This window comes from Nostoc sp. DedSLP03 (assembly GCF_034530815.1).
Classification (GTDB): Bacteria; Cyanobacteriota; Cyanobacteriia; order Cyanobacteriales; family Nostocaceae; genus Nostoc.
In genome coordinates this window covers 1-12,640 of record NZ_JAVRCK010000062.1, presented here as the reverse complement: position 1 = coordinate 12,640, position 12,640 = coordinate 1, and the positions used below count along the sequence as shown (strand labels likewise).

Annotated in this window: 11 protein-coding genes and 3 pseudogenes; 4 read left to right on the top strand and 10 right to left on the bottom strand. The window is 40.0% G+C overall.

Features of this window, described 5'->3' with window-relative positions:
• Positions 1-21: 21 nt before the first annotated feature.
• The 4 genes and pseudogenes from RM368_RS25390 to ureC form a co-directional block, all read right to left on the bottom strand.
• On the bottom strand, positions 22-1,404 hold the full coding sequence (locus tag RM368_RS25390; RefSeq protein ID WP_322696601.1) for an aldehyde dehydrogenase: 1,383 nt from the start codon (positions 1,402-1,404) through the stop codon (positions 22-24).
• A 190-nt stretch (positions 1,405-1,594) separates the two neighbouring features.
• Positions 1,595-2,740 carry a hybrid sensor histidine kinase/response regulator gene (locus RM368_RS25385; RefSeq protein WP_322696600.1) on the bottom strand — a complete coding sequence of 382 codons (1,146 nt, stop codon included), beginning with the start codon at positions 2,738-2,740 and terminating at the stop codon, positions 1,595-1,597.
• 650 nt (positions 2,741-3,390) lie between these two features.
• Positions 3,391-4,344 (bottom strand): annotated as a pseudogene (locus RM368_RS25380) (transposase).
• Between the two features lie 3 nt (positions 4,345-4,347).
• Entirely contained in the window at positions 4,348-6,063 is a 1,716-nt protein-coding gene (gene ureC, locus RM368_RS25375) for an urease subunit alpha (RefSeq protein WP_322696599.1), read from the bottom strand.
• A 183-nt stretch (positions 6,064-6,246) separates the two neighbouring features.
• Here ureC and RM368_RS25370 point away from each other — a divergent pair, with 183 nt between their 5' ends.
• The 3 genes from RM368_RS25370 to RM368_RS25360 are packed head-to-tail and all read left to right on the top strand — an operon-like array spanning position 6,247 to position 7,571.
• Complete coding sequence (locus tag RM368_RS25370; RefSeq protein ID WP_322696598.1) at positions 6,247-7,017, top strand: AAA family ATPase; 771 nt, start codon at positions 6,247-6,249, stop codon at positions 7,015-7,017.
• Entirely contained in the window at positions 7,014-7,358 is a 345-nt protein-coding gene (locus tag RM368_RS25365) for a hypothetical protein (RefSeq protein ID WP_322696597.1), read from the top strand. The genes RM368_RS25370 and RM368_RS25365 overlap by 4 nt, the downstream gene beginning before the upstream one ends.
• 6 nt (positions 7,359-7,364) lie before the next feature.
• Entirely contained in the window at positions 7,365-7,571 is a 207-nt protein-coding gene (locus tag RM368_RS25360; protein ID WP_322696596.1) for a hypothetical protein, read from the top strand.
• A gap of 236 nt (positions 7,572-7,807) precedes the next feature.
• On the opposite strand, the gene RM368_RS25355 is transcribed toward RM368_RS25360, so the two are convergent.
• From RM368_RS25355 to RM368_RS25335, 5 genes and pseudogenes are all read right to left on the bottom strand, one after another.
• Positions 7,808-8,119 carry an urease subunit beta gene (locus tag RM368_RS25355; RefSeq protein ID WP_322696595.1) on the bottom strand — a complete coding sequence of 104 codons (312 nt, stop codon included), beginning with the start codon at positions 8,117-8,119 and terminating at the stop codon, positions 7,808-7,810.
• 21 nt (positions 8,120-8,140) lie between these two features.
• Positions 8,141-8,443, bottom strand: coding sequence for an urease subunit gamma (ureA, locus tag RM368_RS25350; RefSeq protein ID WP_322696594.1), 303 nt, complete (start codon positions 8,441-8,443; stop codon positions 8,141-8,143).
• Positions 8,444-8,485: 42 nt separating this feature from the next.
• Positions 8,486-9,325 (bottom strand): urease accessory protein UreD, encoded by an 840-nt coding sequence (locus tag RM368_RS25345; protein ID WP_322696593.1) that lies wholly within the window; start codon positions 9,323-9,325, stop codon positions 8,486-8,488.
• 74 nt (positions 9,326-9,399) lie between these two features.
• Complete coding sequence (locus RM368_RS25340) at positions 9,400-10,179, bottom strand: class I SAM-dependent methyltransferase (RefSeq protein WP_322696592.1); 780 nt, start codon at positions 10,177-10,179, stop codon at positions 9,400-9,402.
• A 65-nt stretch (positions 10,180-10,244) separates the two neighbouring features.
• Positions 10,245-11,324, bottom strand: a pseudogene (locus tag RM368_RS25335) (IS630 family transposase).
• 80 nt (positions 11,325-11,404) lie between these two features.
• On the opposite strand from RM368_RS25335, the gene RM368_RS25330 reads away from it, so the two are divergent.
• Positions 11,405-11,809, top strand: coding sequence for a ParA family protein (locus tag RM368_RS25330; protein ID WP_322696627.1), 405 nt, complete (start codon positions 11,405-11,407; stop codon positions 11,807-11,809).
• 458 nt (positions 11,810-12,267) lie between these two features.
• On the opposite strand, the pseudogene RM368_RS25325 reads toward RM368_RS25330, so the two are convergent.
• Positions 12,268-12,531 (bottom strand): annotated as a pseudogene (locus RM368_RS25325) (DUF4351 domain-containing protein); the annotation flags it as partial.
• Positions 12,532-12,640: the final 109 nt, after the last annotated feature.

Sequence of the window (12,640 nt, the reverse complement as noted above, 5' to 3'; positions counted from 1 at the left end):
ACTCCTAACTCATAACTTTTTTTAACCCAGAAGTTTCTTGATTAGCGGCAATTTGCCCTGATATGGAGCATATCGCCATTTTAAATCTAGCCAGAAGGAGTTTTGCAATACACTTTTCTTATGGGAAAAGGTGTCAAAACTAGCTTTACCGTGATAGTTGCCAATACCGCTATCTCCCACTCCACCAAATGGTAAAGACGAGACACCAACCTGCATAACTGTGTCGTTAATACAGACTCCACCAGAGGAAGTTTCCTGCAAAACTCGCTTTTGCAGGTTTTTGTCTTGAGAAAATAAGTATAACGCCAAGGGTTTGGGTCTAGAGTTAATCAAGGCGATCGCTTCTGCAATGTCAGTATATTCAATGATGGGTAAAATGGGCCCAAAGATTTCTTCCTGCATTACAGAATCTTCTAGGGAGACATTATCAATCAGTGTTGGGGCGATATAACGCTCTGAAGGTTGATTTTCTCCACCGATGACAACTTCACCGTCTTTGAGAAAATTAACTAACCTATCAAAGTGTTTTTGACTGATAATTCTGGCATAATCAGGGCTGTTTGCTGGATTATCACCATAAAATTCTTTTAAAGATTTTTCCAGACTATCTATTAAATCTTTCTTGATTGTTTTGTTAACTAAAAGATAGTCGGGGGCGATACAAGTTTGTCCAGCATTGATGAATTTGCCCCAAGTAATTCGTCTGACAGTGTGTTCCAGATTAATGTCAGTATCTACAATACAAGGACTTTTGCCACCCAATTCTAAAGTCACTGGTGTGAGATATTTTGCTGCTGCTGCCATGATGATTTTGCCGACAGCTGTACCACCAGTAAAAAAGATATGGTCAAACTTTTCTGCAAGTAGTTTTTGACTTGCTTCTACGCCTCCTTCAATTACTGCAAGATAAGCAGGGTCAAAATGTTTGGCAATAATCTTAGCAATGACATCAGACGTATGAGAAGCAATTTCTGAAGGTTTAATAATTGCACAATTCCCGGCTGCGATCGCACCTATTAACGGTGAGATAATTAACTGAAATGGATAGTTCCAAGGCCCAATAATTAAGACAACCCCTAATGGTTCTGAATAAATTCTAGCTGAGTAGGAAAAAAAATCCCAAGAAACCGCTGCTTTTTGGGGTTTAGTCCAGTTTTGAAGATGTTTGATGGCGTAATCAATATCCTTAATTACACTGATTTCTGTAAGGTAAGTTTCTACTTCTGGTTTATGTAAATCCGCTTGTAATGCCTTTACTATTGACTGTTCATGCTCAATGATTGCTTGCTTCAGATTTTTCAGTTGTTCAATGCGAAAATTTACATCTTTAGTTTTGCCCGTTTGAAAAAAATCTCGCTGAGTCTGGAGAATATTGCCAATATTAGATAATTCAGTGGTAATCATTGTTTTTTCCTCTCAAAAACTATTTCATCTTAATACTATTATTTCAGCATCTTTAATTATTCAATTTTTAGCATTTGATTTTTAAGTGAGTTTTTTATTTTAAATTATCGTTAGATAGTAGTAAGGTTATAAATCATGAAGTACCAGGGTAAAAAACTCTATAATTCATAATTTATAATTACTAGTTTTTTCATGCTTTGGTGGGTAGAAGTACACTAAATATACTACCTTTGCCCAACTCGGAATTAAGCAGAATAATTCCTTGATGTGCCTCGACAATTCGACGAGCAAGATACAGTCCTAAGCCACTACCAGAACTCTTATGACTGCCTTGGCGAAATCGTTCAAATATAGTAGCTTGTTCTTCTGGGGGAATACCTGGCCCAGTATCCGCTATTTCAATTCTAATGTAGTCAACGGAATTGGATGTTTCAGAGAACTGAGATTGATTACTTTTGTTGAACTGGCGTTGAGAAGTAAAACGAATAGTAATAGACCCGGAGTCGGTAAATTTGATCGCATTGCCGATAAGATTGGTAAATAGACGATGCAGTTCCAAGCGATCGCCCATCACTGTATTTGTGATTGATTCTTCAGTAACGTCAAAATTTAGAGAAAGTTTTTTATCTTGAGCTAAGGGTGCTAATTCTCCAGTCACTTCATCTAGCAGTTGTTTTAGATTAACTGGTTGAAACGCCAAACTTTTGCGACCCGCTTCAAAACGATAAACTTCCAATAAGGTATTCACCATAGAAAGCAGGTTGATATTGCTACGGGCCATGATGGCGATTACTTCCTGCATTTGCGTTGATAATGTTCCCAACGCGCCTTGCTGAAATAGCATCAACATGCGATCGGCAGCTACTAAGGGAGTGCGTAAGTCGTGGGTGAGGCGGGAGACAAAATCTTCTCGCTGACGAGCAATTTCATCACGTTCATCCATACTATGCTTCAAACGCAGGAGCGATCGCACTCGTGCCAGCAATTCATCTACTGTTACAGGTTTGCGGATAAAATCATCAGCACCCAAGTCTAATCCGTGGGCAACATTAGGCGCATCGTGGGCAGTGATCAGCAATATGGGGATGTATTGCGGCAATTTCATATCTCCGCGAATGTGCTTGGTGACTTCGTACCCGTCCATACCTGGCATCATCAGATCCAGCAGAACCAAGTCACAAGGCGATGCTTTTAATTCTGCCAAAGCTGAAATTCCATTTTCGGCGGTGCTAATGGTGTAACCTTCTTCCTCCAAAATAGTTTTGATCAAAAACACGTTATCAGGAGAGTCATCAACAACCAGAATTTTGTCAGAGCGAGAAGATTGTGAAGTCATATAGATGCAAGGTACGAGATAAAAGTAAATTTTTAGGTAAACTGCTTTATTGGTATAGTTTTACTAAATATTACCCTTGGATATATTTTCCTCGGTTTATGTGGTCGAATCCACTGGGCAGGCATCACTGAAAGTGAAAATAACTTGGAAACTGGCACTTGAAGAAAACAAGTAATAAATTTTCATGAATTGGGAATTAGTTGAAGCTTGTACCATGGCGATCGCTACTTCAAAAGGTTGCATCTAAGGCACGGGCTTTTTTATCTCACCCAATGGACATTTACTCACCTGCGCTCATGTACTTGAATCAGCAGGGGGTTGGGAAGAAGTGCGAATCAATGGGCAAGGGGTTGAGTTGGTTTATTTAGGCGATCGCACTCTCACCACAAAACAGGCGGTCGACGTGTTATGCCAATGCATCGACGTGTTATGCCAATACATCGGTGTGTTATGCCAATGCATCGACGTGTTATGCCAATACATCGGCGTGTTACGTTAATGCATCGGCGTGTTATGCCAATGCATCGACGTGTTACGTTAATGCATCAGAGCGATCGCTCATTGCCCAGAAGTGAGATTATCTAAGAGTTGCTGAAATTCCGTTGTAGAAAAAATTGCGATCGAACTCTCATCAAAAAATAGGCGATCGCTCATTCTCCAGACGTGAGACTATCTAAAACTTGCTGGAATTCTGCTGTGGTAGGAATTGCGATCGCACTTTTGAAAAGCATTTTTAGCACAGATGGTTCTTCTATTCCGTTGATAACTTCCACAATAGAACTTGGCACTTCTCCAAACCGCGTTTCTAGAACTGTAATGATGCTTTCTCTAGCATTTTCGACAATTCCTTCTTCTTTTGCTAGCCTTTCAATACTAGTTACGTACCGCATTCTATCTGCCTCCTCGTAACTTCTTATTTCTGTTTTAAAACTAAGTGCCAACTCTTTTGGCAAAACCATTATCCAGTCGATAAACCGAAATAATTCTCGAATATCTTCCCGGCTATATCCCCGTTCATAGAGCCGTCTGACTAGGCTTAGTTTCCACTGTAGCCGATTTTCTGGGTTTCGTTACGTTGCTTTGGTCTTGAGATGCGCCATCACAATTACACCAAAGGGGTTGGTTGTTTGCTCTAGGGTTTCCCACCCTTGCTCATAGTCCAACAGTTTCGCCACAGGAAACTCTAAGCTGACGCGACATCCACCTAGTTGATAGCTGTAGCTGGAAGGTCGCCAATTTGCTTGTTCATCTGCTAAAACTGCTAAACTAATGACTCGCTTTTTATGGCGGTCAAACAAACGGTAATTATATGTGTACATCCGTTCGGCAAATTGGCTGTCATATTGCCCTTGGACTTCCACATGAACCAATACCCAAGCTTCTTCTCCATCCAGTAGCCAAACTTTTGCGACTTTATCGACCAAACGCCGCCCAATTTCTGCATCCGGTTCTAGCTGTTGCAGTTCTGTGTCCAGAAATTCATAAGGTCGCGTCCAGTCTATTTCGGCATAAGCTTGGGTGAAAAAGAATTCCAGAAAGCGGGGAAAATATAGCTCAATGACTTCTTTCCAAGGACTATCGTAATCAGTAAGTTGCTCGGTCATGAATCAAAACAAAAAGTACCTCTGTGCCATTGGTAAAACTGTCGCAGGTTCACAAATCAGCAACTCACCATCTGCCCTGACTTGATATGTTTCTGGATCGACTTCAATGTGGGGTAGTGCATCATTCAGTTTCATATCTCGCTTACTCAATTGGCGTGTCCCAGAAATTGCAACTGCTGCCTTTTGTAAACCTAACTGGCTGGGAATTTCTTTCTCTAAAGCTGCTTGGGAAACAAAAGTTAACGATGTGGCATGACGCGCCCCTGCAAAACTACCAAACATTGATCGCATATAAACTGGTTGCGGTGTAGGAATACTGGCGTTAGCATCGCCCATTTGCGACCATGCAATCATCCCGCCTTTAATGACTATCTCTGGTTTCACGCCAAAAAATGCAGGCCGCCATAAACATAAATCTGCTAATTTTCCCTTTTCCACTGAACCCACATATTGAGCAATTCCATGAGCGATCGCTGGGTTAATCGTATACTTAGCAACATATCTTTTTGCTCTAAAGTTGTCTGCTTGTTGCTCACTTCCTTGTGGGTTAAGAGTTCCCCGTTGCACCTTCATTTTGTGGGATGTCTGCCAGGTGCGAATTATCACTTCGCCCACTCTACCCATTGCCTGAGAATCAGAAGAAATCATGCTAAATGCGCCTAAGTCGTGCAAAATGTCTTCAGCAGCAATGGTTTCCCGACGGATGCGAGATTCGGCAAAAGCGACATCTTCAGCGATCGCAGGGTCAAGGTGATGGCATACCATCAACATATCTAGGTGTTCGTCTAAGGTGTTGACGGTGTAAGGACGTGTGGGATTGGTTGAAGATGGCAGAACATTAGCTTGGCCGCAAACTTTGATGATATCTGGTGCGTGTCCGCCGCCTGCGCCTTCGGTGTGGTAGGTGTGGATGACACGATTTTTGAAAGCTGCGATCGTATCTTCGACAAATCCGGCTTCGTTCAGAGTATCAGTATGAATCGCTACTTGCACATCATATTCATCAGCAACGCTAAGGCAAGTATCAATTGCTGCGGGCGTGGTTCCCCAATCTTCATGGAGTTTTAACCCCATTGCACCAGCGGCGACTTGTTCTACAAGTCCTTGGGGTTTACTGGCGTTACCTTTACCCAAAAATCCTAAGTTGACGGGAAAAGCATCAGCAGCTTGCAACATTCGGTAAATATTCCAAGGGCCGGGGGTGCAGGTAGTGGCATTTGTACCCGTAGCTGGGCCAGTACCGCCGCCGATCATGGTGGTAATCCCGGAAGCGATCGCAACTTCAATCTGTTGGGGACAAATAAAATGAATATGGGCATCAATACCGCCAGCAGTGAGAATCATTCCTTCCCCTGCCAAAGCTTCAGTTCCGGGGCCGATAATAATATCTACATTGTCTTGAATATAAGGATTTCCAGCTTTACCAATTTTAAAAATCTTGCCATCTTTAATGCCAATATCTGCTTTGACAATACCCCACCAATCGAGAATTAAGGCATTAGTAATTACTAAATCTACAGCACCATCGGCGTTAGAAATGGGGGATTGTCCCATCCCGTCTCGGATGACTTTACCGCCGCCAAATTTCACTTCGTCGCCGTAGGTGGTGAAATCTTGTTCAACTTCAATAAATAATTCTGTATCTGCAAGTCGGATGCGATCGCCTACTGTTGGGCCATAAGTTTCGGCGTAAGCGCGGCGATCCATTCTGTAAGGCATAATGGGACTCCGGGGGATGGTGTTACTTTGATTATTTTTGAGCAAGTTTATAAATATTCAGAGAAAATTTTGTATAAATTTATAATTTTCTTGTGACCGTAGATGTAGGTAAATAAATTTTAATGGTAGTTAAAGCGAATTTATAAACGCGAAAATATAGAATGATATTTGGAACATAGGCAAGTGTCTATTAGTAGACTAGACTATTTCGGAAATCTAATTAGGGCAAGTAAGCAGTATACATCGGAACTAAGAAAAATTTTAGTTTCTAATAAGTATTTGGATTCTCCTGTAGCCAAGGCAGTCAGAAAAGTTAGTATTTATGATTTTGCGCCAATTAGTCTCTCTAATAATATTCCATCAACTGGTGGAATAGATAAAACAGGACAGGGAATTGTTGATGCTCTAGCTGATATTTTGCTCAGTAATCGTAAAAGGTTTGATGAATTAGAGGAACGTTTGACACGGCTTGTTCCTAATATACAGAGAATTTCTTTACTGCGTAGAGAAGATAGAACTTTTTTACTGGAATTAATCGACAGATATTCTGAACATCATATCCCTGCTTCGGATATATCAGATGGTACACTTAGAATTTTGGCATTTCTAACCTCACTGTATCAAGAAAATACCCCCAGTATTATTTGTTTTGAAGAGATAGAAAACGGAGTTCATCCTTGGTTGTTACACAAAATGATGGAATTATTGCAAATAATTTCTACAGAGGGGATTACAGGTAAACCTGTTCAAGTATTAATCACAACTCATTCTCCCGTTTTGCTAAATTATGTCGAACCTCACCAAGTGCGTGCTGTTGAGTTAGACACCGAAGGTAAAACTCAAATTCATGCCTTACCCATTGATTCGGAACGCTTTCAAAAAGCCCTAGAAGCTTATGATGGAGCATTAGGTGAACTTTGGTTTACGAATGTGTTTGGAGGTAATCCGGTATGAATCGGGCGATTCGTATTGGGCTAATTGCTGAGGGAGAAGCAGAACTCGGAGCAAGTATTCCCTATATTAAACCAGAAGATGGTGGAAAAGTTATTGAAAGAGATAGAGAAGGGGCACTTTATACCATAATCAGACGAGAAATTAATAATTTGGGATTACCTGATTGTGATTTTGTGCAAAGACATCCATCCATCAGCGAGAGTCGAGTCTTTAAAAGGCGTGTAGGACACTCAATTTTAGATCCAAAATATTTAGCACAGGTGATTATCGCGTGGAAACCTGAAGAAGTTGATATGATCCTAATCGTGGTTGATGCAGATGATAAGCTTCAGCAAAGGTAAATTGACTTGGAACGGGCTTTAAATAAAATCCGTGATAATCACCTGGATGTTAATGAGCAAAAAATTAGCGATCGCAGTGCAGGAGGTTTAGCGATTAAAAATTTTGAAATGTGGTTGTTGGCAGACACTCAAGCTGTGTCAAGGATTTTAGATTTAGAGCTTGAACCTCTAGAAAATTTAGAAGAATTAGATGGTGGAAAAGGTATTTTATAAAATGCGATCGCACAATCAACATATCTCTCTGAAAATAGTAGCAATCAACGTCCTCTACAAATTCGATGGAAACTTGCTTTTGAGATTGATTTAGCAATTATCAAAAATCGTTGTCCAAATGGATATGCTACTTTTGCACAACATTTAATTGCGGCTATAACGGTAGTTGCTAACTCAATCGAAGGTACGTAGCATTTATTCCTTACCTAGTTTAATTAGAATAGCATCTAATGATTTTAAGTATCTAAATGTCCGTTAATTTTGCTGTTGAAGCCGTAGACTTGGCGATTACCGACTAGGGGAACTAATGTAACTTCTTTTTTATCGCCTGGTTCAAAACGAACTGCGGTTCCGGCGGGGATATCGAGGCGCATTCCTCGCGCTTGTTCTCTGTCAAAATTTAAGGCGGTGTTAACTTCATAAAAATGATAATGGGAACCGATTTGTATGGGGCGATCGCCTGTATTTGACACTAGCAATTTTATAGTTGGACGACCAACATTTAGTTCAATTTCACCTTCTGGTGTAATGATTTCTCCAGGAATCATAATAAATTAAAAACTAAAAAATTAACGAATTGGATTATGTACTGTAACTAACTTTGTGCCATCAGGAAAAGTCGCTTCTACCTGCACATCATGCACCATTTCTGGTATACCTTCCATGACATCATCCCGCGTCAATAGAGTTGTACCATAACTCATTAATTCAGCTACAGTTTGCCCATCTCTTGCACCTTCTAAAATGGCAGCAGAAATATAAGCAACTGCTTCAGGATAATTCAGTTTTAAACCCCTTCCTTTCCGTCTTTCTGCTAATAAAGCAGCTGTAAAAATTAATAGCTTATCTTTTTCCTGCGGCGTAAGTTGCATTCTTACCTCTTCCTTCGCGTCCTTCGCGCCTTCGTGGTTCGTTCAAAGCTGCCACACTCTTGGTATACAATTACCACGATTCAAAAAAGAAACTCGTAGCAATTGCCAAACATTAATAAACCAGTTTCTCACTTCAGATGTAGAAGAACCGCGATATCGACACAATAATCCATGTTGTAATCGGCTAACACCCGCTTCTCCTCTTGCATCCCATAAATTTCGCGTTTTTTCGACAATTTCTGCTGAAACGACACCACCAACCCAAACTAGATTACCTACTATTGGTTTTCCAGCCAAACCGTGGGGACTGTGAAAAGTTTCTTCGCTACCCCGTAACCATTGGCGATCAATCCACAAAGGAATACCTTCTTGCCAAATTTCCGTGTGCGATCGCCATTCTCCTTGCAAGAATTTTTCTCCTCTAGCACTGCGACCAAATCGGGTAATTTCCCAGCCGAAAAAGCTAGCCCCGGTTGCTAATTCTACCCGTAAATCTTGCCGATAAATCGCATCATTAAATAAAATTGTCTCTTGCGGCAACCACTCCAAACAAGCACCAGCATCAACTTGCATTTGGATGATTTGTCTAGCTTGTAAGCCATTGCTGCGATATATCTTGCTTGCAGCAGCTGTAGTGATTAGGGCTTGAGCTTGGGTTTGGAGGTGGATGCTAGAGGATAAGCGATCGCCTCCCACCATTCCCCCAGCCGTGTGTAAAATGACGCTATGACAAACTTTATCCCCTTCTGGATAGAATGGGCGTTGTACCTTCAAGGGCGCTTGTTGGTGACTGTAAATTAATTTAGTTGTATTGTGGCGATCGGCATAGACTAAATTAAGTTTGCCATGCCAACCTTCTGCTATTTGTGAATTGCAGGTCATTTATAAATTCAAGATTCAAGTTCAGATATCTTATATTTATTTAATGCATTCTCTGCTACTTTATTTGCAATTTATCATTGTTTTTCGCCAAGGTGTACGCTAGTGCGATAGACCATATAGATAAAACCACTTTCGTCACGAAAGCGCTGATATAATTCTTGAAACTTATCAATAAGATGTTCGTATACCGACCCTTCACGCGGCAAATAAGAAACACTCATTGCTCGGCCAATAAGTCCAGTTAAATCTAACTGTTGTCTATAAGTAAAAGTATATTCACAGATGTTAATCAAATGGGGAGTTACTAACAGTGGCTCTACCGACTGCATTCGAGATTCTGCTGGATGATTATTAGATGCTTCGCGGACTATTCGGCTATATTCTGTAGTTAAAGCATCTTCTTTATCGCGGTTATTCCACACCACAGCCAAGCGTGCTGATGGTTTTAAAATACGGTGAAATTCCAACAAAGTTGGTTCGGAATTGAACCAGTGGAAAGCTTGAAAACAAGTAACTAAATCAACTGAATTATCAGGTAGTTGGGTAAATTCTGCTGTTCCATCACGAAACTCTATCAAAGGATGTGCTTGGGCAGCTTCTCGCATCGCCGCATTTGGTTCTATGGCTATGACATTAACTCCCCGTTCAGCTAACAGTCTTGAAGCAATTCCTGTACCTGCACCAATATCTGCTGCTACAAGTTGTGAGTTTTCACCTAATTTTTCCAATATAATATCAATTGCATCTGTGGGATAGCTTGGTCGATATTTTACATAATCTTCTGCTCTGTCAGAAAATCGGTTGAGTGGGTTTAAGGTATGTAAGGGGGTTGTTTCAGGATTAATTTGGCTCATGGGTTTTTATGTAAAAGTAGAAATTAATCTGTTAGTTGGCAAGATTTTCAGGGAAATATATAGGACTAATATTTTATTTCTGAAAAAGCTCCGTACATTTGAAGAGTGGCAAAATCATCCGTTTGTGTGTCGGATAAACCACTCAAACATCCATTTGAGATGTGAGAACGAAGGAATCAAAGCACAGAAACGCCGCACCCAGGTTTTAGCTTGTAACCAAATATCCTCAATTGGATTTTGTGATGGGCAATTAGGAGCAAAGCGGACGCAGGTACCTTATCCACTGCTCTTGAGACAAATCTTGGTTTACCTCGCCTAAAAAGTTTTGAACCAGATGTGAACGATGGTAAGAAGCACCATCCCAAAAAAGAAGTAATCTTTGATTGGGGGACTGATCTAATAAATAACGTAGATAATCAATTGTATTTTCTGAGTTACCTGCGTTATACGCTTTTAGTAATAAGCTTCCCTCCAGATAGTCAACCGCCCCGTAGTATGTCTGTTTGTCTCGGATATTAACAACTCTCACTGCTATTTCTTGGTCAGTTTTTCCCCAGACATATCCACTTAAATCTCCCCACATTAAATGACACTCATCAAGCAGCAAGACTCTCAACTTTCCTTCTTCGATTTCCTGCCGATGCCTTGCCAATAGTGTTTCAATCTCTTTTTTTTTGCAGCAACAGTGTCCTCGTCAGCTTTTGGATTCAAAGAAGTAGTTTTCTTCCAACTAATTCCTGCCGCATCAAATAAGTCATAATAGCTCCGCTTTGACTCATAAGTTACATCATATTCAAAAGCCAATTTATATTCGAGTTCGCCAAGTTCCCAACATTCTTTGGAAAGCAACCAACTTAAGACTTCTTCTCGTTGTTGAGCAGTTAAGTAACTTTTCTTTCCCTTGTGGTTCAAACGCAGTCCCGAAATTCCATCTTCCTCATAGGCAAGATCCAACTTGTTATCGAACCCAGTGACACATCTAAAATTGTTTGAATTTCCTCATACTTGTAGCCTTGATAAACCAATTTGACTGCCAACGCTTTCCTCACCTCACGTGCATCTGGGCGATCATCTATAAATTCTTGTAATTCTGCGTTAGCGAAGCTCGCCGAAGGCATCGCGGCTTGTAGATGCTGGTTTATCATTGTTAGCTATTAGACAGATATCTCTGTCTGTATTATCTCGTAGTTTTTTCCGAAATCAAATATGATTCTTATATGACTATATTTTAATAGATTGTGCCCCAAATATTAATACAGTAGTTAAAATTGCATTTTTAGCTAGTAATGCTTGTATAATCCCTTGTGTCCCAAACCGAATGTCAATTCATGGATTAAATTTATTACTTGAACACATTGAAAAGTTTAATATAGATTATGTACATAACTTAAAACTAGTAGGAACTTTAATTTCACGTTATAACCGAACAATAGCTCAAACTGAAAATTTAAACTCTATTATTGTTAACCCTCTCTATCCACCAGTTTTTGAAACAAAAATTCTAGAAAGAGCAAGAATTGCAGAAGGGTTAGAATTGAATAATTATTTGACATATAGACAAAAATACGATGATTCTCATGATTCTATGATGAAGTTAGCTAAAGAATTTATTCAACGAGTAGGTAGATAATGGAAGGAACATAAATTGCAGATTTATTAAGAGCGATCGCAGAAGTTATAGAATCTGATTCAAAATTTGCTAAGGCTGTAGAAAAATGTCTAACTAACAGTTTAAACGCTCAAAAAAGTAAAGATTCATCCAACGTAACACTAAAGCAATCAGACGCTAGTAAAACTCTCGAAAATGGCGATATTATCCTAACTGAATGTCGGCAAATTTTACGCGAACAGGGTGAAGAACAACTGAGGTATTACTTAACTGAGCTAGGAGAACAAGTTAGAGAATTATTGAAACATGGGCAACTTGACCCAAAACGCTCTATGCGTCGCCGAAAGGATTTGAATAGTATTATTGAGCATATTATTCAAAAATTGCAAGCTCAAGATAAAAGTGGAAAACTACTGGCAGCCTCAATCTCTAAAACATAACGTAGCCTGAAAAGTTAATCATTTTTATTAATTCCTCTATTACTGCTTTAACCAAGCTACCAAATCAGCAACTTCAGAAAAATCAAGCAAATCTTCTCCCAACTTCTCTAACTGTTCAGCAGATAAATTCCGAACCTGCTCAACTAATAATTCATCAATGTCACCAAAACGCCGTCTAAGCTGACAACTAATCAATTTAAACGCTTCTTTTTGAACAATATCTTGATAAATTACAGACTCTTTCATAATATCCTCCCGTAAAAATTGCCGAACCAAATCCTTGTCAAACCGCAAACCCGCCAGGAACAACCTGATATTGATGAATCGTCATGTTGTCCCGATATTCTTCAGTAAAAGCCTTCAGGGGGCGACAGTGGAGCTAAAGAGCTTGCTGTATAAGTGACATAGCTTT